Below are 26,412 nucleotides of genomic sequence, written 5' to 3'. Positions count from 1 at the left end.
CACCCTCGCGAAAAACCTGGAGGCGGCGCCGAGTTGGACTCGGCGCCGCCTCCGGCGTTTCGGCACGGGCTGAGGGGTACCCGCACCGACGACCGCTGTCGAGCGGCGGACGGGCTATTGCGCGGCGGCGGCCGACAGGCTGCTGAGCAGGTTGCCGATCAGCGCGCCCACGGTCATGTTCGCGCTGCCGGTGCCCAGCGTCGACGGGGTGCAGGTGGTGCCGGAGGGCGCGGTCTGGACGACGGTGACCGCGAGCGGGCCCGCGGCGGCCGCGGCCACCCCGGATTCGGTGACGTAGAGGTTCCAGGACCCGACCGCGGAGCCGTTGGCGGGGACCGCCGCCGACGGGGTCCACTGGAAGGTCACGTCCTGGCCGGAGGTGGCGGTCACCGGCGCCGACCACCAGGTGAGGTTGCCCGTGGTATTGGTGGCCTCGAGCACGAAGGTGCTGGCGCCGTACTGCGACGCCATGGCGGCGGCGTCGGCGGCGGGGAAGGTGACGGTGTAGGTGGTGTCGGCGCAGTAGGCCGTCGAGCTGGTGATGGCGAGCTGTGCGGAGGCGGCGGGCGCCATCGCGACAGCGAGCCCGGCGACGGCGACCGCACCGGCGAGGCTGGCGCCGGAGCGCGCGAGAACCGACTTCTTCATGAGATCTATTTCTCCCCGGTTGGTGAAAACCCCTGGGTCAGGGGGCTTTCGGACCCTAGTCACGCCGCCGCCCAGAAATCTATGAAATCAAGGCATTTCACAGCGGACTGACAGTCGCCATGCCGCGCCGCCGGAATGTCGCCGCGCGTACGCGCCCGAAAACTGTTCAGTAGCTGAAGAATTGCTCCCTCTCCCCGTTCGCCGCCCAGGTGCGGGAAGCCGGTTCGCCGGAGTTTTTCCTCACGGTTTCCTCAGGTAAAGCCTGGGTTCGAGGGCTGTTCGGGCGGGAATGCCGGGGGCACTATGGAGCCATGGCCGGAGTCGAAATCAACGACACCTTCGTCCGGCGCACTCTGGCGGACGGACGGGTGGAAGAGGTCGCGTGGACGGAACTGGCGGAGGTGCGCATCATCACGGCGGCGGACGGGCCGTTCGCCGGTGATGTCTTCTTCGTGTTGATCGGCGCGACCGGCAAGGGTTGTGTGGTGCCGTATTCCGCGGCCGACACCGCGTTCCTGGCGAAGCTGCAGTCGCTGCCGGGCTTCGACGACGCGAAGGTGAGCGCGGCCATGGAGGGCAGCGCCGACCGGCATTTCCGGGTCTGGCAGCGCCGCCACGCGCCGCGCTCGAACTAGCGAATCAGGCCACCAGGTCGGCGTATTCGGGGTGCTCGGCAATGTACTTCTCGACATACCAGCAGGTGGGGATGATCGAGAAGCCTTCCGTGCGCGCATCGTTCAACGCGAACTCGACGACCTGCGCGGCCACCCCGCGGCCGCGGAACTCCGGAAACGTCAGGGTGTGCTGGATGTCGCGGATCGTGGTGTCGCCGTCGCGGCGCTCCGCGTAGTCGGCGTAACCCGCGAGTGTGCCGTCGAGGTAGATCTCGTAGCGGGTGGCGTCGGCATTGTGGGCCAGCGTGGTGCTCATGTCCGGTGTGAACTCCCTTGGCGTACAGATTGTTCCTGATCGGGCGGCTACAGCACCGCGCCTGGATTGAGTATCCCGTGCGGATCCAGCGCATCCTTGATGCGACGCGTGAGCGCCATCACGTCCGGTCCGAGCTGATCGGCCAGCCACGGCTTCTTCAACCGCCCGACCCCGTGCTCGCCGGTGATGGTGCCGCCCAGCCCGATGGCCAGTGCCATGATCTCGCCGAAGGCCAGGTGCGCCCGCTCGGACTCGTCGGGATCGGCGGGGTCGTGGACGATGAGCGGGTGGGTGTTGCCGTCGCCGGCGTGCGCGATGACGGAGATGAGCACGCCGCGCTGCGCGGCGATCTCGGCGATGCCGGTGACCAGGTCGCCCAGCCGCGGCAGCGGCACCCCGACGTCCTCGAGCAGCAGCGGCCCTTTGCGTTCCACGGCCGGGATGGCGAATCGCCGTGCCGCGCAGAACGCTTCGCCCTCGTCGGGATCGTCGGTGCGGAAAGCCTCGGTGGCCCCGGCCTTCTCGCAGGCGGCGAGCATGAGGTCGGCCTCGTGTCCGGCGTGCTCGCCGGGTGCGTCGGAGCGCGCCACCAGCAGTGCCGCCGCCGTCCGGTCCAGCCCCATCCGCAGTTCGTCCTCCACGGCATTGATGGCGACGGCGTCCATGAATTCCAGCATGGAGGGCCGCAATTGGCCGGTGATGGCCAGGATGGCGTCGGTCGCGGCGGTCAGCGTCGCGAAGGTGGCGACCACGGTGGACTGGGGTGGTTGCGCGGGCAGCAGCCGCAGCGTCAGTTCGGTGATGATCCCGAGCGTGCCCTCGCTGCCGACGAACAGCTTGGTCAGCGACAGCCCCGCCGAGTCCTTGAGTCGCGGCCCGCCCAGCCGCACCGCGGTCCCGTCGGCCAGCACCACCTGCATGCCGAGCACGTAATCGGTGGTGACGCCGTATTTCACGCAGCACAGTCCGCCCGCGTTGGTGGCGGCGTTGCCGCCGATCGAGCAGATCTCGAAGGAGGACGGGTCGGGTGGATACCAGAGTCCGTGTTCCGCGACGGTCCGCTTCACCTCGGCATTGAGCAGGCCGGGCTGCACGGCCGCGGTGCGGGTCACGGTGTCGACGCTGATCTCCCGCATCTTCTCGGTGCTCAGCAGCAGCGCCCCGGTCTGCGCGGTGGCCCCGCCCGACAGTCCGGTGCCGGCGCCGCGCGGCACGATCGGCACCCGATGCTCGTGGGCCCAGCGCACGGTCGCCGCGACCTGCTCGGTGGTCAGCGGCCGGACCAGGGCGGCCGCGGTTCCGGCATCCGGGTCCAGCGCCCGGTCCTGCCGATAGCCGGCCAGTACATCCGGATCGGTCACCACCATGCCCTCGGGCAGCAGACCGCGCAGTCCGTCGAGATCGATGTCCACCACCAAAAGCTACGGGTTCCGGCCAGTTTTGTCCGGAACCCGCGGCTTTCGGTGAACGGCTCAGGCCGCCTTCGCCGCCTTGGGCAGTGCGAGCGCCGCCGCCAGCACCACCGCCAGCACCGCGGCCCCGCCCAGCGCGGCCATCTCCATCGCGGTCACGTACCCGCCCGTGCTGTGGTCGACGCCCAGCGCGCTGAAGAAGATCACCCCCAGAACCGTTGCGCCGATGGCGTTTCCGAACTGCTGCGAGGTGGTGAGCACGCCCGCCGCCATGCCGGCCTGCCGCGCCGGAATACCCGACGACAGCACCGCCCCGACCACCGACGGGATGGTCAGCCCATTGCCGGCGCCGACGATCATCATGCCGGGGATCAAGGCCCATGCGGTGACGTCGTGGCCCATGCCGCCCAGCACCGCCAGGGTGACGGCCAGCCCGGTCAGGCTGGTCAGCGTGCCGACCACCATGACCCGGTTGCCGATTCGCGCCGCGACCCGCGGGGCCAGGAAGAACGAGCTGCCCGCGAAGCACAGCCCCAGCGGCGCGAACGCCAATCCCGCGGTGAGCGGCGACAATCCGAGTCCGTTCTGCAGCATGAGAGTCAGGCAGAGCATGAATCCGGCGAAGAAGGTCAGGTAGCCGCCCGCGATCACCAGTCCGAGGCTGAAACCGCGTTCGCGCACCATGCCGGTGTCGAGCACGGGTTCGCCGCCGCGCCCGGCCAGCCGGTTCTCGTAGCGCAGGGTCGCCAGCAGCACCGGCAGCGAGGCCAGCATGCTGACCCACGTCCAGACCGGCCAGCCTTCCGGGCGGCCGAGCGTGATCGGCACCAGCAGCAGTGCCAGTGCGGCCGAGATGCCGAGTGCGCCAACCGGATCCAGCTTCGGCCGGTGTGTCCGCTCGTGCTTGGGCAGCCAGCGCGCGGCGAGCGCGGCGGCGACCAGCCCGATGGGCACGTTGATGTAGAAGATGCTGCGCCAGCCCCAGCCGAACAGGTCGGCATCCAGCAGCACGCCGCCGAGCACCTGCCCCGAGACCGCGCCGAGCCCGATGGTCGCGCCGAAAGCGGCCATGGCCCTTGGCCTTTCGTGCGGCGGGAACAGCGTGTTGATGAGGGCGAGCATCTGCGGCACCATGAGCGCCGCGGTGCCGCCCTGCAGCACGCGGAAGGCGACCAGCGCCCAGGCATTGGGGGCGAGCCCGCACAGCAGCGAGGCCGCGGTGAAGGCGAGCATGCCGATCACGAACAGTCGCCGGTGTCCGTGCAGATCGCCGAGGCGGCCGCCGGTGATCAGGCCCGAGGCGTAGGCGAAGCCGTAGCCGCCGACGATGAGTTCCAGCGCCGATTCACCGGCGTGCAGATCGGTTTGCAGCGAGGAGGCGGCGACGTTCACGACGAACCAGTCGAACATCGCCATGAACATGGCACTGAGGATGACCGGCAGCGCGCGCCAGCGGGCGGCGAATCCGGCGGGGCCGACGGCAACGGGAAGCGTTGCGGTGGCGCGGTTTTCGAGGGTGGTCACGTCGTTCTCCCGAACGGGCAGGGGGACTGGGGAGCGGGGCGCGCCATTGCGCCGGAAACTCGAGCCTTGTAACTAACCGGTTGGTTAGAGATATTCCACCCCCGTCGCCCCGGTTGTCAACCGATTGGTTGGTTACCATCGAGGGCATGGGCGGAACCAGAGATCCCGAGGCGACCAAGGCGCGCATCTTCGAGGCCGCGACCGCGGAGTTCGCCCGCTACGGGATCGCCGGCGCGCGCGTGGACCGCATCGCCCGCACCGCCAAGGCCAACAAGCAGCTCATCTACGCCTACTTCGGCGACAAGGAGAAGCTGTTCCATCAGGTGCTGGAGAAGACCATGCTGGCCGTCGCCGGCTCGGTGACCACCGATATCGAGAACCTCGACACCTGGATCGACCAGCACATCGACTATCACCGCGCGCATCCCGAACTGCTGCGCCTGCTGCAGTGGGAAGCCCTGGAACTGGGTCGGGAGAACGCCTCGGCGGGCGAATTGCGTTGCGGCCGTTACCTGGAGAAGCGCCAGAAGGTCGAGGTGGCGCAGGACAAGGGGCTGATGCGCCCGGACATGCCGTCCGGTCAGGTGCTCATGCTGCTCATGTCGATGATCAACTATCCGCTGGCGGTCCCGCAGGTGGCCGAGTTCACCCTGGGCCCCGATATCGACCCGGAGGCGCAGCGCGCCTGGATCAAGGACGCCATCCGCCGCATCGTCGCGCCCCCCTCCCCGGCGGGCGGCACTGGGCGGTAACCCCCCGTCACCCCGCAGGTACCACCCGGTCCCCGCGCAGTACACTGCCGCGGTGTCCGATGCCAAGCTAGAGATCCAGATGCTGCACGACCGCGTCATGGTCAAGATCAACCCAGAGGCGGGCGAGCGGCGCAGCAGCGGAGGCATTCTCATCCCGGCGACCGCCCAGGTGGCCAAGCGCCTGTCCTGGGGCGAGGTCTGCGGGGTCGGCTCGCACGTCCGCGCCGTGACCGTCGGCGACCAGGTCCTCTTCAGCGCCGACGACCAATTCGAGGTGGAGATCCAGGCCCAGGCCTACTACGTCCTGCGCGAACGCGACCTCCACGCCGTCGCCAACACCCACCCCGAACACGGCACCGGCCTGTACCTGTAGCCGGTCACACCGTCTTGACCACGCCGCCGTCGATGACGTAGTCCGCGCCGTTGATGATGGCGGAGCGTTCCGAGGCCAGGAAGGTGACCAGGGCGGCCACCTCCGCCGGCTCGGCGATGCGACCGGCGGCGATATTGAACTGGGACGGCATGGCCGCCAGGAAATCTTCCTGCGCAACGCCGTTCGCCGCGGCCAGCCGCGCCCCGAGGTTGTCGGCCCCGCGCCAGATATCGGTGCCGACCGGGCCGGGGGACACGGTGTTCACCCGGACGCCCTGCGGCGCGAACTCCTCGCTGAGCCGCTTGTTGAAGTTGGTCAACGCCGCCTTGGCCTCGCTGTAGCCGGCCGGCCCGACGGCGGGCAGCCGGGAGTTGATCGAGGACACGGTGATGATCGCACCGCGCCGCTCGACCAGGCTGGGCAGCGCCGCCCGGGTGGTGGTGACCACCCCGAACAGGTTGAGGTCGAACAGCTTTCGCCACTGATCGTCGGAAGTGTCCAGGAAGCCGCCCAGGCTCAGCCTGTCCGCGTCGCCGCCGCCGACATTGTTCACCAGGATGTCGATCCCGCCGAGTTCGGCCAGCGCGCCCTCGACCGCCGCGAGCGCGCCCGCGGTGGTGCTGAGGTCGGCGGAAACCGTTGCCGCCGCGACTTTTTCGAGTTCCGGCGAGATATTGCGTGCCACGCCCACCACGCGCACGCCCTCCTCGGCGAGGGTTTCGGCCACGGCCAGTCCGATGCCGCGGCTCGCGCCGGTGACGAGTGCGGTCTTGCCGTCGAGTCCGAGATCCATGATCGCTACCTTTCTTGAACTTCAGGTCAAAAATTGGGCTAGCGGAAAAGGCCGCGATCGGCGGCCTGGAAAGAGGTCGGTCAGAGGGTGGACAGTGCGGTGTCGATGATCCGATACATGGCATCGGCCTCCGACACCTTGGCGGTGATGCGAAGTCCGCCAATGGTATTCATCAAGAACTCCGCGTATCCGCGCGGGTCCAGATCGGCGCGCACGTCGCCGTCGCGCCGGCCCTGCTCCAGCCGTTCGGCGAACACCTCGATCATGTACTCGTAGCCTTCGTTGACCGCCTTGGCGGCCTCGGCGTCATGTCCGCCGAGCTCCAACGCGGTGTTCACGAGCAGGCATCCCCGGCGTACCGGATGCTCGAATTCGGTGTCCACGGTGAACCGCATCCACGCCCGGAACCGTTCCCGGGTCGATCCTGGCTCCGCCAGCACCTCGCGCGCGAGCTCCGATCCCATCCGGTTGTACCGCGCCATCGCCAGATCGAACAGTTCCCGCTTGCTCCCGAAGGTGTTGTACAGGCTGCCCTTTCCGATCCCGGTGGCCGCGGCGAGCTGTGCGGGCGAACACCCGGCATACCCATGGGTCCAGAACGCCTCCATCGCGCGATCCACCACGGTGTCCGCTTCGAAGTTGCGTGGCCTGCCCATGCTTTCGACCGTAACTGTTTTGGACCCCTGGGTCAATAACTGGCCGTGATCGTCATTCGTTCACGCAATGACAACGGCCCGTGTCCATTTCGGACACGGGCCGCCGTACGAGCCGTGACTACCGTACGAGCCGTGACTACAGCGCCTTGAGTTCCTCGGTGACCGCGCCGACGGACTTCTTGGCGTCGCCGAACAGCATGGAGGTGTGGTCGGCGTAGAACAGCGGGTTGTCGATGCCCGCGAAGCCGGAGTTCATCGAGCGCTTGAGCACGATGACCGACTTGGCCTGGTCGACATTGAGCACCGGCATGCCGTAGATCGGGGACGAGGCGTCCTCGCGGGCGGCCGGGTTGGTGACGTCGTTGGCGCCGATGACCAGGGCGACATCGGTGCGGGCGAATTCGCCGTTGATGTCGTCCATTTCCTTCATGGCGTCGTAGGACACCTCGGCCTCGGCCAGCAGCACGTTCATGTGTCCGGGCATGCGACCGGCGACCGGGTGGATGGCGTACTTGACCTCGACGCCCTTGGCCTCGAGCAGCGCCGCCATCTCCTTGACCGCGTGCTGGGCCTGGGCGACGGCCATGCCGTAGCCCGGGACCACGATGACCTGGTTGGCGTAGGCCATCTGGATCGCGGCATCGGCCGCGGAGGTGGCCTTGGCCTGCTTCTGCTCGCCGCCGCCGGACGCGCCGGGAGCCGCTGCGCCGCCGCCGAATCCGCCCGCGACGATCGCCGGAATGGAGCGGTTCATGGCCTTGGCCATCAGGTTGGTGAGGATGGTGCCGGACGCGCCGACGATCATGCCCGCCACGATCATGGCGGTGTTGTTCAGCGCCAAACCGGCTGCGGCAGCGGACAAACCGGTGAGGGCGTTGAGCAGCGAGATGACCACGGGCATGTCCGCGCCACCGATGGGCAGCACGACCATCAGGCCGAGAATGCCCGCGAGCACCAGCACCGCGATCATCCAGTACTGCGGCACCCCGGTGTCGGTCGCGCCGATGCCGATCACCACGGCCGCGGCGATGGCGCCCGCGAGCAGCAGCAGGTTCAGCGGCTGCTGCAACCGGCCGACGCTGATCGGGCGGCCCGAGAGCAGTTCCTGCAGCTTGGCGAAGGCGATGATCGAGCCCCAGAAGGAGATCGAGCCGATGATCGCCGCGAACAGCGAGCCGATGACGATGTGCACCGAGGGCTGTTCGTGAACCTTGGAAAAGCCCTTGGTGTCGATGAATTCGGCCCAGGCGATCAGCGCCACGGTGCCGCCGCCGACGCCGTTGAACGCGGCGACCAGTTGCGGCATGGCGGTCATCTTGGTGAACCGCGCGGGCGGAACACCCAGTGCCACACCGACGACCAGGCCCGCGACGATGATGATCCAGTTGCTGGTGTCGCGGATGGAGATGAGCGTCGCGACGACCGCGATGACCATGCCGACCGCCGCGATCAGGTTGCCGCGCACCGCGGTCTTGGGGCCGGTCAGGCCCATCAGACCGTAGATGAACAGCGCGAACGCGACGATGTAGAGAATATTGACCAGATTGTCCATGGCTTACTTGCCCGCCTTCTCGCTCGCCGCGGGCTTCTTGGCCTTGAACATGCCCAGCATGCGGTCGGTCACCACGAAACCACCGATGACGTTCAGGGTTCCGAACACGACGGCGACGAACAGGATGATCTGCATCAGCACCGACGGGTGCTGCACCTTGCCGAACACCACCAGCGCGCCCAGCACCACGATGCCGTGAATGGCGTTGGTGCCCGACATCAGCGGGGTGTGCAGGGTGTTGGGGACCTTGGAGATGACGGCGAAGCCGACGAACCCGGACAGCACCAGGATCGCGATATTCGCCAGCAGTTCGGTGTACATCAGGCCTTCACCTCGGTCTCTGCCTTCTCCCGCGTCACGCAGGAATCCGCCAGCACCTGATCGTCGAAATCCGGTGCCAGCGCACCGTCTTTCAGCATGAGTTCGAGCAGTGCGGCGATGTTCTTGGAGTACAGCTCGCTGGCGTGCTCCGGCATGGTGGCCGGCAGGTTCAGCGGCGAGGCGATGGTGACGCCATGGCGCACAACGGTTTTACCGGGTTCGGTCAATTCGCAGTTACCGCCGGTCTCACCGGCGAGGTCCACGATCACGCTGCCGGGCTTCATGCCCTCCACGGCGGCGGCGGTCACCAGGCGCGGGGCCGGGCGACCCGGGACGAGCGCGGTCGTGACGACCACGTCGAAACCCTTGATGGCGTTTTCGAGGGCGACCTGCTGGGCGGCGCGCTCCTCCTCGGATAGCTCACGGGCGTAACCGCCTTCGCCGGCGGCGTCGATGCCCAGGTCCAGCCACTGCGCGCCGACGGAGCGCACCTGGTCGGCGACCTCGGGGCGGACGTCGTAGCCGGTGGTGCGGCCGCCGAGGCGCTTGGCGGTGGCCAGCGCCTGCAGTCCGGCGACGCCCACGCCGAGCACCAGCACGGTGGCGGGCTTCACGGTGCCCGCGGCGGTGGTCAGCATGGGGAAGAATCGGGTGGATTCGGAAGCGGCCAGCAGCACGGCCTTGTAGCCGGCGACATTGGCCTGCGAGGACAGCGCGTCCATCACCTGGGCACGCGAGATGCGCGGAATCGCTTCCACCGCAAAGGCTTGCACGCCCGCGTCCTTCAGCGCGCCGATCTTGGTGTCGGCATTGCGGGGCGCGAGGAATCCGATCAGCGTCTGCCCGGAGCGCAGCTTGGCGATCTCGTTGTCATTGGGCGGAGCGACCTTCACGACGACATCGGCGGCGTACGGATCTCCCAGCGTCGCACCGGCTTCGGTGTACGCCTCGTCGGGAATCAATGCGCCCAGACCGGCACCGGCCTCGACGATCACCTCCACACCCTGCTTCAGCAGGGCCGGAATGATCTTCGGCACCAATGCGACGCGTCGTTCGTCGGGGTTCGTCTCCCGAACCACGCCGACGCGCGCACCGCGGGGCGCAGCGGTCTGTGCGCTCTGCGTTGTGTCCACTTGTCAAACTTCCTTCTCGTGGTGAGCCCAGGCCACCCTGTCGGTATGGGCCGATTCACCGGTCCAACGGTGGGCCGAACTTACTTTGCGGTAAGTTCGTGAGAATTCTCGCAACTGTACCTGGTCCGCGGTGAGCGTAGCCGAGATGCCCATCACATGGTGTGGCGAGAAAACCGGACAACTCCATGCTCGGCCGGGGTCGCGTCGTCGACAAGTCCGAACGATCGAGTCTGCTACTTACCGGTAGGTGTGTTTCCAGTTGTGCCCGCATCGGGGTCGGCTAGGGGGTGTCGCACATCACTTGTACGCCGTAATGTCTGGGCGGTGAGCGCCTGCATCTTCTGCCGGATCGTCACGGGCGACGCACCGGCGACCAAGATCTACGAGGACGACGCCGTGCTCGCGTTCCTCGACATCCGGCCCATCACCCGCGGGCACACGCTCGTCATCCCCAAGCGGCACGCCACCGATCTGGACGAACTCGATCCCGCCATGGGAGCGACGCTGTTCTCCTTCGGGCACCGCCTGGCGAAGTCCATGCGCCGCACAGGACTCGCCGCCGACGGCGCCAACCTGCTGATCAACGACGGCAGGGCCGCCTTCCAGACCGTCCATCACGTACACCTGCACGTGATACCGCGCCATCGCGGCGACACCCTGCGTTTCGCCAAGGGTTTCGTGCTGCGCCGCCCGCACGACACCGAACGCACCGCCGCCGCCCTGCGATCCGGCCTGGACCGGCTCGCCGAGGAAGAAAGGGAGACCACCGCATGACCGACACGGTGCCCGACCGCGCCGAGATCACGGCCCTGCTGTCCGACCAGTGGGATGCCCTGACCCGGCTGGTGGACGGCCTGGACGAGAACCGCTGGCGCCTGGCCTCCCCCCTGCCGGGCTGGACGGTGTTCGACGTGCTCGCCCACATCATCGGCACCGAATCGCTGCTGCTGGGCGAGCCGACGCCGGAACTGAGTGTGGCGGGCGCGCACATTCGCAACGACATCGGCGCGCTGAACGAGAAGTGGATCGAGTCGCTGCGCCCGCTCACCGGATCCCAACTGCTGGAACGGTTTCTGGAGGTGACCGGCCGCCGGCTGAAGGTGCTCGAGCAGACCACCGACGAGGCCTGGGCCGAGTTGGTTCCGACCCCGGTCGGTATGGCCCCCTACGGCCGGTTCATGCGCATCCGGCTGTTCGACTGCTGGATGCACGAGCATGATATCGCCGACGCGCTGGGTGTTTCCGTCGACGAGGGCGGCTCGCGTGGCGCGGCAGCCTTCGAGGAACTGCTGCCCGCGCTGGGCAAGGCCGCGGTCAAGGGCGCGGGCGCGCCGGACGGCTCTCGCCTCACCCTCGACCTCACCGGACCGATGGCGCGACAGGTGCACCTCGCGGTCGAGGGCGGCCGGGCCGCGCTGGTCGAAACCCTCGATGCCCCCGCCACTTCCGTGATCGCGCTCGATTCGAGGCTGTTCGCCCGGCTGCGCGGTGGTCGCACCACGGCCGACGAGCACCCGGACGAGATCACCGTCACCGGCGACACCGACCTCGGCCGCCGGCTCGCCCGCAGCCTCGCCTTCACCCTCTGATCCCGTGCGACTGTTCCTGTCCAGCTACCGGTTCGGCGCACATCAGCAGCGCCTGCTCGCCATGGTCGGCACGCCCGGCCGGGTGGCCGTCATCGCCAATGCCTGCGACGCCTGGCCCTCGGCCTGGCAGGGCGCGGTCACCAGCGATCTGGTTCCGCTGCGCCGCTTGGGATTCGAGCCCGAGGTCCTCGACCTGCGCGAGTACGTGGGCCGCCCCGCCGAGGTGGAGCAGCGGCTGCGCGAGTACCCGATGGTGTGGGTGCGCGGCGGCAACACCTTCGTACTGCGCGCTCAATTCGCCCGCAGCGGAGCCGATCTCGCCCTGCGTCGGCTACTGGCCGAGGACGCCCTGGTCTACGCCGGCTACAGCGCCGGCGCCTGCGTCATGACCCCCGACCTGCACGGCATCGAATCCATGGACGACCCGAACGAGGTCCGCACCGCCTGCGGCATCGAACCCCGCTGGGACGGCCTGGCCCTGGTCGACCGCCGCATCGTCCCCCACCTCGACTCACCCACCGACCCCACCGGCGACGCCCGAAAACTGGTGCGCGAGTACACCTCCGCCGGCATCCCCCACTGGGCCCTCACCGACGACCACGTCGTGGTCGTAGACGGCGACCGCACCGAGGTACTGACATAAAGAGAGGCCCGCGCATGATGCGCGGGCCTCTCTGTGGTGGGGGTTTCAGGGGGAACCCCTGAGAGTTACGAGAGTTGTCAATTTCCGTTGTGGCGGATTCCGTGTCCGAGCGCCACCGCGGCCGCGCCGAAGGCGCCGACTGCCAGGGTCGCGAAGCTGGCGACGTACGCGCCTTCGGTCGGCACCGCGAACTTGCCCAGATGCAGCACGTGCGCGGTGAGGATGGAGCCGGTGATCGCACCGGCGATCGAGCCACCCGCCGTCCGCACGAGCGAGTTGATGCCCGAGGCGATCCCGCTCTCGCTCATCGGCACATGCTGCACCGCCAGCGTGCCCAACGCCGCGTACCCGATACCGAACCCGGTGCCCTGCAACACATTCGCCATGACCATGTCGAAGGCATGATCGTGCGAGATCGCCAGCCATCCCATGGACAGCCCGGCGAACGCCGCACCGATGGCGAGGGTGTAGGCGGGCCCGATCTTGGCGGAGATGCGGCCGGTGTTGAACGAGAAGAACGTCATCAACGCCGCGCTCGGAATGCCGTACAGGCCGACCGACAGCACAGTGCCCGACAGCCCGTAGCCGACCTTGTGCGCATCGGTCTGAATGAAGTTGGACACCAACGAGAACGCGCCGAACATCGAAAACCCCAGCAGCGCCGAGGCCACATTGGCCGACAGCGACTGCGGTCCGACCAGCAACTGCAGCCGCACCAGCGGCTGCGCCACCTCGAGCTCCACGAACACCCAGATCACCGCGATCACCACGGCCGCGGCGAACAGCCCGATGACCGAGCCGGAACCCCAGCCCCAGCGCGGGCCCTCGCTGATGCCCAGCAGCAGGCAGATGAGCAACGCCGCCAGCAGCGCCGCGCCGAGGAAGTCCGGCTTGCCGCCATGGCGCACGCCATTGTTCTTGGCGCTCACCTGAATCAGCACGGTGGCGATCACGCCGAGCGCGGCGGTCAGCCAGAAGACCGGGTGCGGATCGGTGGTGTGGTCGGCGATGATGCCGGTGACCAACAGGCCGACGGTGCCGCCGACGCCCATGGTGCCGGACACGATTCCGATTGCGCTGACCAGTCTTTCGCGCGGGAAGGTGTCGCGAATGATGCCGATGGCGAGCGGGATCATGGCCGAGGAGATGCCCTGCAGCGCACGGCCGACGATGTAGACCGGCAGCGTGGTGGCGAAGGCGCAGATGACCGAGCCCACGATGAGCACGCCCATAGTGACCATGACCATCGGCTTCTTGCCGTACATATCGCCGAAGCGTGAAAGCAATGGCGTGGCAACCGCTCCCGAGAGCAGGGCGGCGGTGAACAGCCACGTCACACCGGCGACGTCGGTGTGCAACTGGGTGATGAAGCGGGGCAGCAGCGGAATCACGACGGTCTGCTGCAGCGATACGACCAGACCGGCGGCACAGAGCGCGAGCAGGGTGAGGCCCAGGTGGGTCTTGGAATGGTCGTCGGGCTTGGTCCCGTCGACCTGACCGACAGCGGTCGTAGTCATGCGGCGATCCTTTGGTTTACTTACCAAAATTAAGTAAATGGGTCTCGTAAGATAACCACATGCCGCGATCGGAAGCCACCTCCGCCACCGCAGTCGACGAGACGCCCATCGTCGAACTGGAGCGCGCGCTGGCCCGCGTCGCCTACCTGCTGACCCGGGTGCGCCGCCACGACCGAGCCATGCTCGAGTGCGGTCTGACGCTGGATCGAGCGAGCGTGCCGCTGTTGCGGCTGCTGGCCGACGCCGACGAGCCGATGCGGTTGGGGGAGCTCGCGACTCGCCTCGATGTGGAGGCGCCGCACGTGACCCGGCAGATCCAGCGGCTGGAGAAGTCGGGCTATGTCGAGCGCGTCGCCGATCCCGACGACCGCCGCGCGCAACTGGCCCGCCCCACCGACTCCGGCCGCCGGGCCATGGAGGCGGTCCGCCAGGTCATGCGCGGCTGGATGCGCGACGCGCTGGCCGACTGGTCCAGCGCGGACCTGAAGGCGCTCGCGGTCCTCAATCACCGCATGGTCGACGACTTCCTCGACCATGCCGAGATCATCGGCGATTTCGGCGCCACCGCCCGCGAAAGGCCCACCCGCACCGCCTGATCCAGCGCGCGGGCCGCGCCGGAGCCCTGCGAGGCGTTTCCGCGCGACAGCTAGCCGCCGGTGCGTGCCGGTGCGGCCACGGCCCGGGCGCCCCAGGCGCACAACAGCATTGCGACCAGCGGCACCGTCATCGCTGCGGTCAGCGGCACGAGCTTGTCGAGCCAGCCGATGATCGCCGGGCCGGCCAGCAAGCCCACGTAGCCGAGGCCGAACACCCGCGACATGTCCGTGGCGGAGGTCGCGGAGCCCAGATTGCCCGCGGCGGTGAAGACCTGCGGCACTCCGCCCGCCAGCCCGATCCCGCACAGCGTCCAGCCCAGCAGCGTGAGCGGCAGCCACCCCGACGCTGCCACCAGCCCGAACCCGGTGGCCGCCACCAGCGTTCCCCACCGCACGATCGCGACCCGCCCGAAGCGCCCGCTCACCCGATCGGCGGCGAACCGGCCGAGCGTCATGGTCAGCGAGAATCCGGTGAAGGCCAGCCCCGCGGTCCCCGCGTCGACGCCCAGTCGCCCTTTCACCTGCAGCGCACTCCAATCCGCCGCCACCCCCTCGGCCATCAGCAGCGCGAACGCGATCAGTCCCAGCGTCAATACGGTCCGTCCCGGGCCGGGCATGCGGGAGCCCCGCGTCGCATCCGGCGCGTCGGCCGCTGGAAAGTGCTGGGCGAGTGCGGGATCGGCCGGCTCCCGCGCTGCCGCGGCAGCGACCTCCGGATTCGGGACCGAGTGTGCCCGTGCCGCCGTGTGGGGCAGGAGGTGGGGGACCGCGAGCAGTAGCGTGGCCAGCCCGAAGGCGCTCGCGAGGACGAAGGTGAGGTGCGGCGGCCAGTGGGCGTGCTGGGTGGCCGCGCCGTAGGCGGAGCCGAGGAAGCCGCCGCAGGAGAAGAAGGCGTGGAAGGCCGACATGATCGGGCGGGGGTAGGCGCGTTCGATGTGCACGGCCTGGGCGTTCATGGACACGTCGATCGCGCCGTTGCCGAAACCGAAGGCGCACAACGCCAATCCGAGGGTGAGCGGTGAGGTGGCGAACGCCGGGCCCAGCAGGGCGAGCGAGAGCAGGGTGGCGGCCGCGGCGGTGAGGGCGCGGCTGCCGAGGCGGTCGGCGAGCGGCCCGGCGGTCTGCATGCCGGCGATGGCGCAGCCCGACATGAGCAGGATCAGCATGCCCAGGGTGGTGGGTGTGACGCCGGTGCGGGCGGTGACGGCCGGAATGTGCACGATCCAGACGGCCGAGAGCATCCCATTGAGACCGAACACCGCGAACAACGCCGGGCGCGCCCGCCGGGTCCGGGAATCGGGCGTCCGGATCCGGGGAGCGGGCGTCGTAGCGGCCATCGATACGACGCTACCGGGTGCACCCGGCAACTCCCCGCTGTTCACCCCGTCGCGACTACGCCGGCGCTTCGGGCCGTGATCCGAATCCTGTGCGGTACAACCTGTTCGATACCGATTCTAGGCGTGGGCACCGACAGGTCAGGCGTCCGCGGTGACCGTCCACGCCCCGGATTTCGCGGCGTCGCGCGCATAGTCGGCGAAGTCCCGCGGCTCCCGTCCGAGCGCCCGCCGCACTCCGTCGGCGAGGTGCGAGTTGCGTCCGTCGAGCACGGTGCCGAACAGGTAGTCGAGCAGGCTGACCTCGTCGCCGGGCACCCCGTAGGAGGTCAGCGTGTCCACGAATTCGGCCCGGGTGAGCGGGACGAAGGCGATCTCCCGGCCGCTGGCCACGGCGATCTCGGCCACCGCCTCGGCGAAGGTGAGCGCCCGCGGACCGGTCAGTTCGTAGATTTCGCCGTGGTGCCGGTCGTCGAGCAGCGCCGCGACCGCCACCTCCGCGATATCGTCGGCGTGCACGAAGGGCTCCGGCACATTTCCGCCGGGCAGCGCGACCTCACCGGCCAGGATGAAATCGGTGAACGCGCCCTCGTCGAAGTTCTGGGCGAAGAACGCGCACCGCACGATGGTCCAGGAAAGCCCCGAATCCCGGACGAGGGCTTCGCATTCCAGCGCTTCGGGCTCTCCGCGACCGGACAGCAATACGATCCTGCGCACTCCGGCGGCGACGGCCGCGCCGCAGAACGCCTGGACGTCGGCCGGTGCGCCGGGCACCGCCAGATCCGGCTGATAGGACAGGTACACGGCGTCCACGCCGGCCACCGCGGCCGCCCAGGTATCCCGGTCGGTCCAGTCGAACGGGATTGCGGCCGAGCGCGAACCGGGCCGCACCCGGGCGCCGCGCGCGGTCAGCAGCTGGGCCACCCGGCGTCCGGTCTTTCCGGTCGCGCCGAGCACGAGAATGGTGTTTTCGCTGTTGGGGGTGTTTTCGATGATCATGTAACGAGTACACCGGGATTCACCCGGCACGAACATGGTTGAGAAGCGCGCACGCATTTGCCATCGTCTTCAGGTATGGATGCGTTGGCCAGCCTGCTCGAAGGTCCACGTGCGCGGGCGGCGTTCGTCATGCGCTCCTCGTTCGATCCGCCCTGGTCCCTGCGAATCCGCGACGAAGCGCCGCTGACCCTCGTGGCCGTGGTGCGCGGCGGCGGCTGGGTGATGCCGGAACCCAAGGGCGGCAAGCCGGTTGCGCCGCGCCGGCTGCGCACCGGTGATATCGCCATCTTCCGCGGCCCCGACCACTACACGATGGCCGACGACCCGGCGACCGAACCGCAGGTGCTCATCGAACCCGGCAATGTCACCACCACCCTGGACGGCGAAGTGCTGTGCGAGGCACTGAGTCTGGGCGTGCGCAACTGGGGTACCAGCGCCGACGCCGAGACCGTGCTGGTCACCGGCACCTACGAGCACGAGTCCGCCGCCAGCCGCCGCCTGCTGCGCGCGCTGCCGCCGGTCGCGGTGCTCGGGCGCGGTGAAATCGATTCGCGGGTGCTGGATCTGCTGGTCGACGAGGCCGCCAAGGATCTGCCCGCCCAGGGCGCGATGCTGGATCGACTATTGGATCTGCTGCTCATCGCCGCCCTGCGCGCCTGGTTCTCCCGCTCCGACGCCCCAGCCTGGTATCACGCCTACGGCGACCCATTGGTCGGCAAGGCCCTGCGCCTCATGCAGCACAATCCGGCCCACCCCTGGACGGTCGCCTCCCTGGCCGCCGAGGTCGGCGTCTCCCGCGCCGCATTGGCCCGCCGCTTCACCGAACTCGTCGGCGAACCACCCATGTCCTTCCTCACCGACTGGCGCCTGGCCCTGGCCGCCGACCTCCTGCACGAATCCGACGCCACCCTCGAATCCATCGCCCGCCGCGTCGGCTACGGCAGCGCCTTCGCCCTCTCCACCGCCTTCAAACGCCACTACGGCCGCAGCCCCCGCGACCACCGCGCCACCCCTGACGAACGCTCCGCCTGAACTGCCAGTTTCAGGCGAGGATTCAACCGCTAAGGTTCGAGCGCGCATTCAACCGCTAAGGTTCGAGCGCGCATACCCCCACTCGAAGGTTCGCGGCCCTCTCGATTCTGGACTGCGGCTTGATAGACCTCCGCCTTGGAGCGGGGGAGCGAAGCGGAGGAGCGGCGGGAGGGAAGAATCGAGACTTCGGGGCCGCGAACCCGCCCGGAGCGAAGCGGAGGGCCAATGACAGAGCAGCTGAACTATCCGGTGCTGTGGCCGGTGCCTACGCGGTGGGCGGACAACGACCACTACGGGCACGTCAACAACGTGACGTACTACTCGTACTTCGATACGGCTGTGAACGCCTTCCTCATTCACGCCTCCGGCACCGATATCCGGGACCTACCCGCGATCGGGATCGTCGCGGAGACCTCCTGCAAGTTCCTGGATTCGCTGAGTTTTCCGGACCTGCTCAAGGTGGGTATCCGGGTGGCCAGGCTCGGCAACTCCAGCATCAGCTACGAGTTGGCGATCTTCCGTGACGAGGGCGACCGCCTGACGCTGGCCGCTACCGGCACCTTCGTGCACGTCTACGTGGACGAGGTGACGCGCAAGCCGGTGCCGATTCCGTCCGTCATCCGGGCGGCGGCCGAACCGCTCGTGGTGACCGCCGCCGCCGCCGAGGGGTGACGCGCTAGACGCGGCCGAGCAGGGTCAGCGGATCCTCCAGCAGCGCGGCCACACTGGCCAGGAACCGCGCGCCCTGCTCCCCGTCGATCATGCGGTGGTCGAAGCTCAACCCGAGGCTGGTCACCCAGCGCACGGCCAGCTCGTCGCGGTGCACCCACGGGCGTTTGCGGATGGAGCCCAGGCACAGGATCGCGGCCTCGCCCGGATTCACCAGCGGCACACCGTAATCCACGCCGAACACGCCTACATTGGTGAGGGTGATGGTGCCGCCGGTCAGGTCGGCCGGGGTGGCCGTGCCGCCGCGCGCCTTGCCCGCGACCCCCGCGATCTCCAGGCACAGATCGCGCAGCGTGAACCCTTGCGCCTCTTTGAGATTCGGCACCAGCAGCCCGCGCTCGGTCGCGACCGCGATGCCGAGGTTCACATAGTGCTTGGTGACGATCTGCTGATTCTCCTCGTCCCAGCAGGAATTGAGCTCCGGGAACTCGGTCAGCGCCGCGAGCGTGGCCCGCGCGACCAGTGCCAGCGGGGTGAGCGTGAGCCCGGTGAAGCTGGGCGTGGACCGCAGATGCTCCAGCAATTCCATGGACGCGGTGAAATCCGCGGTCACGAAGGCGCTGGCCTGCGGAATGTGCTGGGCGCTGGCCACCATGGCCGCCGCCGTGCGCTTGCGGATCCCCGCGATGGGCGTGCGGGTCTCGCGTTCGGCCGGGGTGGTGCGCGGCCCGGTCGCGTGCAGGGGCGGCACCGCCGGGGCCGGGTGTGCGACGGACGTGGCGGGCGGTGGGGTGTGGATCGGAATATGCCCTCCGGCAAGCGATTCCGGGCGTATCCCGTTCAGATCCTCCACCGTGACCGCGCCCAGCGGCCCGGTGCCGATCACCGCGGCGAGGTCGATACCGATCTCGCGCGCCAGTTTTCGCGCGGCCGGGGTGGCCGAGGGACGGCCCGCCGGTGCGGAATTCCCGAGTCCCTCCGCGCCGTCCGACCCCATGGCACGGCCGGAATTCGCCGGTGCGTCGGCCGTTTTCGCGGCCGCCGCCCGGGCCCGCCGGGACACCGGCTCGCGATCGGGGCCGTAACCGACCAGCACCGATTGCCGCTCGGCGCTCGCTTCGCCACTGGCGGTTTCGCTGCCCTCGGCCGTGTTGGCGGTGGCGGCCGCTTCCGTGCTGGAAGCCGGTGCGGCGGAGGCGACCCGGATCAGCGGCGCACCCACAGGCACCGTCTCGCCGGGCTGCGCCAGCAGTTCCAGCACCGTGCCCGCGTACGGGCTGGGCAGCGTCACCTGCGCCTTGGCCGTCTCGACTTCGCAGAGGGTCTGATTCAATGCGACCGTGTCGCCCACCGCGACCGCCCATGCGACCAATTCCGCATCCGCCAATCCCTCACCGAGATCGGGCAAACGGAATTCCTGGACCTGTTGCTGATCTTCCACCGGGCTTCCTCCGTGGCGTGACGGTCAAGCGGCGAGCGTGCGATCGACCGCGGCGAGAATGCGATCGGGGTCGGGCAGGTGGTGCCGTTCGAGCTTAGCCGGGGGATAGGGGATGTCGAAGCCACCGACGCGCAATACCGGCGATTCCAATTGGTAGAAGCAGCGTTCGGTGATGCGCGCCGCGATTTCCGCTCCCAGCCCGGCGAATACGGGCGCCTCGTGCACGATGACCAGCCGCCCGGTTTTCCGCACCGACGCCTCGATGGTGTCGAAATCGATCGGCGAGAGGCTGCGCAGATCGATCACCTCCAGCGAATGCCCTTCCGACGCCGCGATATCGGCCGCGGTCAGCGCGGTCGCCACCGTGCCGCCGTAGGCGACGATCGTGGCGTCCGCACCGCTGGCGCACACTCGTGCCTGGTCCAGAGCCAATCCGCCGTCGCGGTCGAGCCGCTCGAAGTCCACCTCGCTCTTGTCCCAGTACCGCCGTTTCGGTTCGAAGAAGATCACCGGATCGTCCAGGGCGATGTCCTGGCGGATCATCAGATACGCGTCGCCCGGATTGCTCGGCGACACCACCCGCAACCCCGCGGTGTGCGCGAAATACGCCTCCGGTGATTCCGAATGATGCTCCACCGACCCGATCCCGCCGCCGAACGGAATGCGAATGGTGATGGGCGCGATGACCTTTCCCCGCGTCCGGAAATGGATTTTCGCGACTTGCGAGACAATCTGGTCGAATGCCGGATAAACGAATCCGTCGAACTGGATCTCGCACACCGGCCGCAATCCCCGCAACGCCATTCCGAAAGCCGTTCCCACGATCCCGGATTCGGCCAGCGGGGTGTCGATGACGCGGTGGTTGCCGAAATCCTTCTGCAGCGTGTCGGTGACCCGGAAAACGCCGCCCAGCCGACCGATGTCCTCACCCATGAGCACGACCTTCGGATCGTCCTCGAGCGCGCGGCGCAGGCCGTGGTTGATGGCTCCCGCGAACGTGGTCTTCATCGCCCGGCTCCCTCCAGATAGGCGGCGTACTCGCGGCTTTCCTCCGCGATCAGCCGGTGCGGGGTGGCGTACACGTGGTCGAAGAGCTCGGTCGGTTGCGGATCGGGCATCGTGAGGGTGGCCGCGCGCAGGCGGGCCGCGACGGCCGCCGCCCGCTCGTCCACGTCGTGCTCGAAAGCGCTGTCCCACAGTCGTTCCCGTTCCAGCAGCCGGCGTAACCGGTCGATCGGGTCGCGGCCGCGCCAGAGCTCGAGTTCGGCGTCGGTGCGGTAGCGGGTGGGATCGTCGGCGGTGGTGTGCGGGCCCATGCGGTAGGTGATGGCCTCGATGAAACTCGGCCCCGCGCCGGCTCGCGCGTGCTGCAGCGCCTGCCTCGTCACCGCCAGCACCGCGAGCACGTCGTTGCCGTCGACCTGGACGCCGGGAATGCCGTAGCCGAGGGCGCGGCGCGCGATCGGGGTGGCGGACTGCACCCGCACCGGCGCGCTGATGGCCCACTGATTGTTCTGGCAGAAGAACACCACCGGCGCCGACCAGCTCGCCGCGAAGCCGAGCGCCTCGGCGATATCGCCCTGACTGGTCGCGCCGTCGCCGAAGTAGGCGATGGTCGCGATCTCCGCGCCCTCGAGATGCGCGGCGTAGGCGTAGCCGGTGGCGTGCAGCCCCTGCGCCCCCACCACGATCGCGGGATTGGTCATCTTCACCGCGTCGGCGTCCCAGCAGGAATGCGCGACTCCGCGCCAGAGCCGGGTCAGATCCTCGGGCGGCACGCCGCGGCAGTGCGCGACGCCCGCCTCTCGGTAGCTGCAGAACACGTAGTCGTCGGCGTGCAGGGCGTGGGCCGAACCGATCTGGGCGGCCTCCTGACCCAGTAGCGGAGGCCACAGGCCCAGTTGACCCTGGCGTTGCAGGGCGGTGGCCTCGGTGTCGATGCGCCGCGCCACGACCATGTCGGAATACATGGCGCGCAACCGATCCGCGTCCACATCGGCGATCAGCGGGGTGTGCACGCGATCCCAGACGCGGCGGCCGTCAGGCTGTAGGAGCTGCACCGGATAGGTGTTCTTCTCGGGCATGGGTATCGCCTCCTGACACCGGGTGTCACCGGGGTCGCCGTGGGGATTGTGTCCCGCGGGCGACGGGTGTGTGTCCTGTACCACACAGCATCCTCTCGCTGACGATCTGCGCAAGTAAGGCGCGCCGAACTGTGCAGAATGCTCGATCGAGGGCCGGTTGCGGGTGTCATACTGATCCCCATGAGCAGCAGGGAGCCCCTGTCCGCCCCGCTGGACGCCACCGATGCCCGGCTGTTGCTGGAATTGGTGGCCAATCCCCGCGCCACCGGTGTCGAACTGGCCGCGCGCCTGGGCCTCTCCCGCAATACCGTGCAGGCCAGGCTGGCTCGATGGGAGGCGGCGGGGGTGCTCGCCAGCTTCGAGCGCCGGGTGGATCCGCGCGCGCTGGGCTATCCGCTGGCGGCCTTCGTGGCGGTGGTCGTCGATCAGCATCGGCTCGATTCGGTGGTGGCCGAACTGGCCGAGATCCCGGAGGTCACCGAGGTGTGCGGGGTGAGCGGCCCGACCGATCTGAGCGTGCGGGTGGTCGCCACCGACGCGGAGGACCTGTACCGCTTGACCGGTCGCATCCTGAAGGTGCCGGGCGTGGAGCGCACCGAGATGGCCCTGATCATGCAGCAGCTGGTGGGCCCGCGCGTGGCGCCGCTGCTGGATCGCCTGACCACCGGAGCGACCCGGCCGTCCCCGGAACCCGACCGGTCGTGACGGCGGGTCGAATTTCAGTCCAGTTTCGGCGGATTGGCCGCTGACCTCGAGGCGACTGGACCGCGACGATGACCCGATGAGCACCAGCGTCACCGGCACCCCGGAGGCCGAGAGCCCGCCCGCCGCGGGAATCGGGCAGCCGATCGGAGCCGGAATCGTCACCGCCCTGGTCGGATTCACCAGTTCCTTCGCGGTGGTGCTGACCGGCCTGACCGCCGTGGGCGCGACGCCCGCGCAGGCGGCCTCGGGATTGCTGGCGGTCTGCGTCACCCAGGCGATCGGCATGATCGTGCTGAGCCGCCGCTACCGGATGCCGCTCACACTGGCCTGGTCCACCCCGGGTGCGGCCCTGCTGGCCAGTACCGGTGCGGTCGCCGGCGGCTGGCCCGCGGCGGTGGGCGCGTTCGTGGTAGCTGGGGCGCTCATCGTGCTCACCGGATTCTGGCAGCGCCTCGGCGCGCTGATCGCCGCCATCCCGGTCGAGATCGCCCAGGCCATGCTGGCCGGGGTGCTGCTGCCGCTGTGCCTGGCCCCGGTGAAGGCGCTGCCGGTGAGTCCGGCCGTGGTGGTCCCGGTCATCGTCACCTGGCTGGTGCTACAGCGTTTCGCGCCGCGCTGGTCGGTGCTGGCCGCCTTCGCGGTGGCGGCGGCCGGCGCGGGCATCGACATCGCGGTGACGCATCGCCGCATCGATGCGGCGGGTCTGGTGCCGCGCGTGGAATGGACTGTGCCGCACTGGAGTTGGCAGGCCATGATCGGCGTCGCGGTGCCGCTCTACATCGTGACGATGGCCGCGCAGAACATTCCCGGCACCGCCGTCATGAAGACCTTCGACTATCGGGTGCCGTGGCGGGCCGCCATGGCCGTCACCGGAATCGGCACCGTGCTGGGCGCTTTCGCGGGCGGGCACGCCATCAACCTGGCGGCCATCAGCGCCGCGCTGTCGGCGGCCCCGTCCGCGCATCCGGATCCGAAGCGGCGCTGGATCGCCGCGTGCACGGCGGGCTGCGCCTACCTGGTGCTCGCGCTGGCGTCCGGCGCGCTGGTCGTGCTGGTGGCCGCCGCGCCCCGGGGCGTGCTGGAAACCGTTGCCGGACTTGCCCTCGTCGCCACGCTCGCCGGTGCGCTGACCGCCGCCCTCACCCCGGCCGCGCACCGGGTGGCCGCCGCGCTCACCTTCCTGGTCGCGGCCTCGGGCATCGGCCTGCTGGGGATCGGCGCGGCCTTCTGGGCACTGGCCGCCGGGCTGGTGGTGCGCTGGCTGCTGCCCCCGGCCCAGGGGTGAAACCGCGCGCTAGGGTGGGATGGTTCGGCGTCATGATGCGGTGATTCGGCGAAGAGGAGTGGGCTTGAGCGCGGTGCTGATCTCGGTGGCGGAACTTCAGGAATTGCTCGGCGCGGGCGGGAACCGGGTCCGGTTGCTGGATGTACGTTGGGCGCTCGGGGATCCGGATGGGCCGCAGCACTATGTGGACGGGCACATCCCCGGCGCCGTCTTCGTCGACCTGGAAACCGAACTGGCCGCGCCGCCGTCGGCCGCCAAGGGCCGCCACCCGCTGCCGGAGCTCGCGCACCTGCAGAAGTGCGCGCGCAGCTGGGGTCTGTCCGACGGCGACACCGTGATCGTCTACGACGCCACCGGCGGGATGGCCGCGGCGCGCGCCTGGTGGCTGCTGCGCTGGGGCGGGGTCGCCGATGTCCGCATCCTCGACGGCGGCCTGCCCGCCTGGGAAAAGGCCGGGGGCAAACTGGCTTCCGGCGACGAACCCGATCCGCAGCCGGGCACCGTGGTGCTCACCCCCGGCAATATGCCGACCATCGACGCCGACGGCGCGGCCGGCTGGACGGGCCTGCTGCTGGATGCCCGCGCGGGCGAGCGCTACCGCGGCGAGGTGGAACCGATCGACCCGCGCGCCGGCCACATCCCCGGCGCGGTGAGCGCGCCCACCACCGAAAACCTCACCGCCGAGGGGCATTTCAAGTCCGCGGCCGAATTGCGTTCCCGTTTCACGGAATTGGGGTCCGGACCGGTCGCCGCCTACTGCGGGTCGGGCGTGACGGCGGCGCATCAGGTGGCGGCGCTGGCCGTGGCGGGCATCGACGCCGCGCTCTACCCGGGCTCCTGGTCGCAGTGGTCCAACGACCCGAAGCGTCCCGCCGCCACGGGAACCGAACCGGCCTGAGCGGCGGTCCCGACTTTCTGTCCTGGGGGCTGGACAGATTGCTGGAAACGGCCATGTCACGCATTACGGGCAATCGCGGGCCACGCGTTCGAGGGCGGTCCGGTCAGCGGCTGTGACGGGTAGTCCGTAATGGCCGGCCGCCGTCAAATACTTGCCCGCATAGAAACAGCGGGTGGCGCGGGCCGGTGGCAGCCAGTCGCCGGGCGTGCGATCACCTTTGTCCTCGTTGGTCTTTCCGTCGACGGCGAGCAGGTTGTACTCGACATCGTTGGCGAAGCGGACACGCAGCGGTCGCGGCCAGGCGGACGCGCCCATATCCCAGGCGGCGGCCAGCGGGTACACGTGATCGATCTGCACCGCCTTGGCGTCGGCCCGGTCGAAGCCGATGCGCCGCCCGGTATAGGGATCGTTCAGCTCCCCGGCGACCACGACGCACTCGTCGCCCGGCCGCCGCCGCACTCGGCCCAGCTGGCGGGCCAGCACGGTATTGCGGCTGTCGCAGCCGTCATGCCCGCCCGGCCCATCGTGATCATCGGTCCAGGCGGGACCGAAGACACAGCCCTGACCGGAGCCGCATCCGCGCTCGTACCCGCCCGGCCTGGGGCGTTTGGGCACGGTCGGCACCCCGGCCAGCAACCGTTCGAGCTGGGCGCGGGTGGGACTGCCCGGCGCCGGTGTCACCTGCCCGAGGGACTCGCACCCCAAGACCGCGAGCAGGACGACGACGGCGCCGAACAGCGTGAGCGGGAATGTTGTGCCCTTGTGCCACACGCCATTACGTATAGCGGCCCGGTCCGCCGGACCGGGCCGGGATGCGAACTTCGCACCCCCTCAAAAGCGTTTACAACCAGGCGTGCGCCAGGATGTCATCGGCCGCGGTTTCCGTCAGTTGCGGCGGGAACCGGGTTGCCGCAATGGAATCCACGTGTGCGCCGTCATGGCCGACGACCCACGAGCCGCCCCGCTCCTCGCATTCGGCGATCTTGGCGAAGACGGTGAGCAGGAAGCTGATGGAGTCACGCGGGTCGGCGGTGCGGGCGAGGCGCTGTGACTCGCCGGGCCGCGACAGGTCCAGCCAGACCCCGGACTGTCCGTCCAGGCGCATCCCCACGATCTTGGTGGTGTCCACGAAGGTGAATTTGCGCCGTTCCCACGGAGTGGTGGGCGTGAAGCTCTGCTCGAGCACTTGGAGCAGAATCGTCATCTGCACGGCCTCCCTACGGTCTCGAAAATGCCACGGCTCCGGATTGAGTCGCGGATGGATTGTCGGGTGCGCGCCGCACGGCCGCCTTCCGGGCACGACTACGTTGTGCTCTGGACACAGCCGACACCGACTTACGCGGTGACCTGCGGATTTATCCAGTATGTGCCGTATCCCGACAGAAATAAAGGGGAGGGGTGGTCCCAACTCTCGGGGCTCTCAGGGGCTTCGCCCCCGAACCCCCAGGAGCATTCGCGGGGGCTCCGCCCCCGCACCCCGAAGCGTTCGCAGGGGCTCCGCCCCCGCACCCCCGAAGCGTTCGCAG

General features: G+C 69.1%; 29 protein-coding genes. 12 read left to right on the top strand and 17 right to left on the bottom strand.

Translation table 11 applies throughout. The annotated features are described in order from the left end of the window. Positions 1-114: 114 nt before the first annotated feature. Complete coding sequence (locus D7D52_RS15355; protein WP_120737098.1) at positions 115-648, bottom strand: hypothetical protein; 534 nt, start codon at positions 646-648, stop codon at positions 115-117. 311 nt (positions 649-959) lie between these two features. Here D7D52_RS15355 and D7D52_RS15350 point away from each other — a divergent pair, with 311 nt between their 5' ends. Next, positions 960-1,283, top strand: a complete 324-nt coding sequence (locus D7D52_RS15350; protein WP_120737096.1) for a hypothetical protein — start codon at positions 960-962, stop codon at positions 1,281-1,283. A gap of 4 nt (positions 1,284-1,287) precedes the next feature. Here D7D52_RS15350 and D7D52_RS15345 read toward each other — a convergent pair whose 3' ends face one another. The 3 genes from D7D52_RS15345 to D7D52_RS15335 form a co-directional block, all read right to left on the bottom strand. Next, positions 1,288-1,578: a GNAT family N-acetyltransferase gene (locus D7D52_RS15345; RefSeq protein ID WP_120737094.1), complete on the bottom strand. Its 291-nt coding sequence runs from the start codon at positions 1,576-1,578 to the stop codon at positions 1,288-1,290. A gap of 47 nt (positions 1,579-1,625) precedes the next feature. Further along, the gene (locus D7D52_RS15340) at positions 1,626-2,945 is read right to left on the bottom strand and encodes an FAD-binding oxidoreductase (RefSeq protein WP_120744135.1); all 1,320 of its coding nucleotides are present in this window, start codon (positions 2,943-2,945) and stop codon (positions 1,626-1,628) included. A gap of 105 nt (positions 2,946-3,050) precedes the next feature. Further along, positions 3,051-4,514 (bottom strand): MFS transporter, encoded by a 1,464-nt coding sequence (locus D7D52_RS15335; protein ID WP_246023874.1) that lies wholly within the window; start codon positions 4,512-4,514, stop codon positions 3,051-3,053. A gap of 146 nt (positions 4,515-4,660) precedes the next feature. Here D7D52_RS15335 and D7D52_RS15330 point away from each other — a divergent pair, with 146 nt between their 5' ends. Both D7D52_RS15330 and D7D52_RS15325 read left to right on the top strand, forming a co-directional pair. Continuing rightward, positions 4,661-5,266, top strand: coding sequence for a TetR/AcrR family transcriptional regulator (locus D7D52_RS15330; protein ID WP_120737089.1), 606 nt, complete (start codon positions 4,661-4,663; stop codon positions 5,264-5,266). A gap of 52 nt (positions 5,267-5,318) precedes the next feature. Further along, positions 5,319-5,639 carry a GroES family chaperonin gene (locus D7D52_RS15325; RefSeq protein WP_120737087.1) on the top strand — a complete coding sequence of 107 codons (321 nt, stop codon included), beginning with the start codon at positions 5,319-5,321 and terminating at the stop codon, positions 5,637-5,639. Between the two features lie 4 nt (positions 5,640-5,643). Here the strand turns inward: D7D52_RS15325 and D7D52_RS15320 are convergent, their stop codons facing one another. From D7D52_RS15320 to D7D52_RS15300, 5 genes are all read right to left on the bottom strand, one after another. Then, positions 5,644-6,432, bottom strand: a complete 789-nt coding sequence (locus tag D7D52_RS15320; RefSeq protein WP_120737085.1) for an oxidoreductase — start codon at positions 6,430-6,432, stop codon at positions 5,644-5,646. Between the two features lie 80 nt (positions 6,433-6,512). After that, positions 6,513-7,088, bottom strand: coding sequence for a TetR/AcrR family transcriptional regulator (locus D7D52_RS15315; protein WP_120737083.1), 576 nt, complete (start codon positions 7,086-7,088; stop codon positions 6,513-6,515). 136 nt (positions 7,089-7,224) lie between these two features. Then, entirely contained in the window at positions 7,225-8,640 is a 1,416-nt protein-coding gene (locus tag D7D52_RS15310) for an NAD(P)(+) transhydrogenase (Re/Si-specific) subunit beta (protein ID WP_120737081.1), read from the bottom strand. Positions 8,641-8,643: 3 nt separating this feature from the next. After that, complete coding sequence (locus D7D52_RS15305; protein WP_120737079.1) at positions 8,644-8,961, bottom strand: NAD(P) transhydrogenase subunit alpha part 2; 318 nt, start codon at positions 8,959-8,961, stop codon at positions 8,644-8,646. Further along, entirely contained in the window at positions 8,961-10,094 is a 1,134-nt protein-coding gene (locus tag D7D52_RS15300) for a Re/Si-specific NAD(P)(+) transhydrogenase subunit alpha (RefSeq protein WP_120737077.1), read from the bottom strand. Before D7D52_RS15300 ends, D7D52_RS15305 begins: the two co-directional genes overlap by 1 nt. Positions 10,095-10,418: 324 nt before the next feature. On the opposite strand from D7D52_RS15300, the gene D7D52_RS15295 reads away from it, so the two are divergent. The 3 genes from D7D52_RS15295 to D7D52_RS15285 are packed head-to-tail and all read left to right on the top strand — an operon-like array spanning position 10,419 to position 12,326. Next, positions 10,419-10,868 carry an HIT family protein gene (locus D7D52_RS15295; RefSeq protein ID WP_187703158.1) on the top strand — a complete coding sequence of 150 codons (450 nt, stop codon included), beginning with the start codon at positions 10,419-10,421 and terminating at the stop codon, positions 10,866-10,868. Then, positions 10,865-11,683: a maleylpyruvate isomerase family mycothiol-dependent enzyme gene (locus D7D52_RS15290; RefSeq protein ID WP_120737073.1), complete on the top strand. Its 819-nt coding sequence runs from the start codon at positions 10,865-10,867 to the stop codon at positions 11,681-11,683. The genes D7D52_RS15295 and D7D52_RS15290 overlap by 4 nt, the downstream gene beginning before the upstream one ends. A gap of 4 nt (positions 11,684-11,687) precedes the next feature. Continuing rightward, positions 11,688-12,326: a Type 1 glutamine amidotransferase-like domain-containing protein gene (locus D7D52_RS15285; protein ID WP_120737071.1), complete on the top strand. Its 639-nt coding sequence runs from the start codon at positions 11,688-11,690 to the stop codon at positions 12,324-12,326. 77 nt (positions 12,327-12,403) lie between these two features. On the opposite strand, the gene D7D52_RS15280 is transcribed toward D7D52_RS15285, so the two are convergent. Then, complete coding sequence (locus D7D52_RS15280; RefSeq protein ID WP_120737069.1) at positions 12,404-13,843, bottom strand: MFS transporter; 1,440 nt, start codon at positions 13,841-13,843, stop codon at positions 12,404-12,406. Positions 13,844-13,902: 59 nt separating this feature from the next. Here D7D52_RS15280 and D7D52_RS15275 point away from each other — a divergent pair, with 59 nt between their 5' ends. Further along, on the top strand, positions 13,903-14,439 hold the full coding sequence (locus D7D52_RS15275; protein ID WP_187703157.1) for a MarR family winged helix-turn-helix transcriptional regulator: 537 nt from the start codon (positions 13,903-13,905) through the stop codon (positions 14,437-14,439). A gap of 50 nt (positions 14,440-14,489) precedes the next feature. Here D7D52_RS15275 and D7D52_RS15270 read toward each other — a convergent pair whose 3' ends face one another. Both D7D52_RS15270 and D7D52_RS15265 read right to left on the bottom strand, forming a co-directional pair. Continuing rightward, a complete protein-coding gene (locus D7D52_RS15270; protein ID WP_120737067.1) occupies positions 14,490-15,776 on the bottom strand; it encodes an MFS transporter in 1,287 nt (428 codons plus the stop codon). A 138-nt stretch (positions 15,777-15,914) separates the two neighbouring features. Beyond that, positions 15,915-16,766, bottom strand: a complete 852-nt coding sequence (locus D7D52_RS15265; protein ID WP_222932895.1) for an NAD(P)H-binding protein — start codon at positions 16,764-16,766, stop codon at positions 15,915-15,917. A gap of 81 nt (positions 16,767-16,847) precedes the next feature. Here D7D52_RS15265 and D7D52_RS15260 point away from each other — a divergent pair, with 81 nt between their 5' ends. Then, entirely contained in the window at positions 16,848-17,804 is a 957-nt protein-coding gene (locus D7D52_RS15260; protein WP_120737063.1) for an AraC family transcriptional regulator, read from the top strand. A gap of 225 nt (positions 17,805-18,029) precedes the next feature. Then, positions 18,030-18,476, top strand: a complete 447-nt coding sequence (locus tag D7D52_RS15255; protein ID WP_120737061.1) for an acyl-CoA thioesterase — start codon at positions 18,030-18,032, stop codon at positions 18,474-18,476. 4 nt (positions 18,477-18,480) lie between these two features. Here D7D52_RS15255 and D7D52_RS15250 read toward each other — a convergent pair whose 3' ends face one another. Genes D7D52_RS15250 through pdhA form a run of 3 tightly spaced genes read right to left on the bottom strand, consistent with a single transcriptional unit; the run spans position 18,481 to position 21,998 of the window. After that, positions 18,481-19,914, bottom strand: a complete 1,434-nt coding sequence (locus D7D52_RS15250; RefSeq protein WP_120737059.1) for a dihydrolipoamide acetyltransferase family protein — start codon at positions 19,912-19,914, stop codon at positions 18,481-18,483. A 24-nt stretch (positions 19,915-19,938) separates the two neighbouring features. Further along, entirely contained in the window at positions 19,939-20,922 is a 984-nt protein-coding gene (locus D7D52_RS15245; protein ID WP_120737057.1) for an alpha-ketoacid dehydrogenase subunit beta, read from the bottom strand. After that, positions 20,919-21,998, bottom strand: coding sequence for a pyruvate dehydrogenase (acetyl-transferring) E1 component subunit alpha (gene pdhA / locus D7D52_RS15240; RefSeq protein WP_120737055.1), 1,080 nt, complete (start codon positions 21,996-21,998; stop codon positions 20,919-20,921). The genes D7D52_RS15245 and pdhA overlap by 4 nt, the downstream gene beginning before the upstream one ends. Positions 21,999-22,178: 180 nt before the next feature. On the opposite strand from pdhA, the gene D7D52_RS15235 reads away from it, so the two are divergent. The 3 genes from D7D52_RS15235 to D7D52_RS15225 all read left to right on the top strand — a co-directional run bounded on the left by D7D52_RS15235 (position 22,179) and on the right by D7D52_RS15225 (position 24,886). Next, a complete protein-coding gene (locus tag D7D52_RS15235) occupies positions 22,179-22,703 on the top strand; it encodes an Lrp/AsnC family transcriptional regulator (protein ID WP_120737053.1) in 525 nt (174 codons plus the stop codon). Positions 22,704-22,779: 76 nt separating this feature from the next. Next, positions 22,780-23,988, top strand: a complete 1,209-nt coding sequence (locus D7D52_RS15230) for a benzoate/H(+) symporter BenE family transporter (protein WP_120737050.1) — start codon at positions 22,780-22,782, stop codon at positions 23,986-23,988. A 19-nt stretch (positions 23,989-24,007) separates the two neighbouring features. Continuing rightward, positions 24,008-24,886 carry a sulfurtransferase gene (locus D7D52_RS15225; RefSeq protein WP_120737049.1) on the top strand — a complete coding sequence of 293 codons (879 nt, stop codon included), beginning with the start codon at positions 24,008-24,010 and terminating at the stop codon, positions 24,884-24,886. A gap of 63 nt (positions 24,887-24,949) precedes the next feature. Here D7D52_RS15225 and D7D52_RS15220 read toward each other — a convergent pair whose 3' ends face one another. Then, complete coding sequence (locus tag D7D52_RS15220; RefSeq protein WP_425464633.1) at positions 24,950-25,657, bottom strand: HNH endonuclease family protein; 708 nt, start codon at positions 25,655-25,657, stop codon at positions 24,950-24,952. 70 nt (positions 25,658-25,727) lie between these two features. Further along, positions 25,728-26,090 carry a hypothetical protein gene (locus D7D52_RS15215; protein WP_120737047.1) on the bottom strand — a complete coding sequence of 121 codons (363 nt, stop codon included), beginning with the start codon at positions 26,088-26,090 and terminating at the stop codon, positions 25,728-25,730. Positions 26,091-26,412 lie beyond the last annotated feature (322 nt).

The organism is Nocardia yunnanensis, assembly GCF_003626895.1.
GTDB classification, from domain to species: Bacteria; Actinomycetota; Actinomycetes; order Mycobacteriales; family Mycobacteriaceae; genus Nocardia; species Nocardia yunnanensis.
This window is presented reverse-complemented; position numbering and strand designations above follow the sequence as displayed.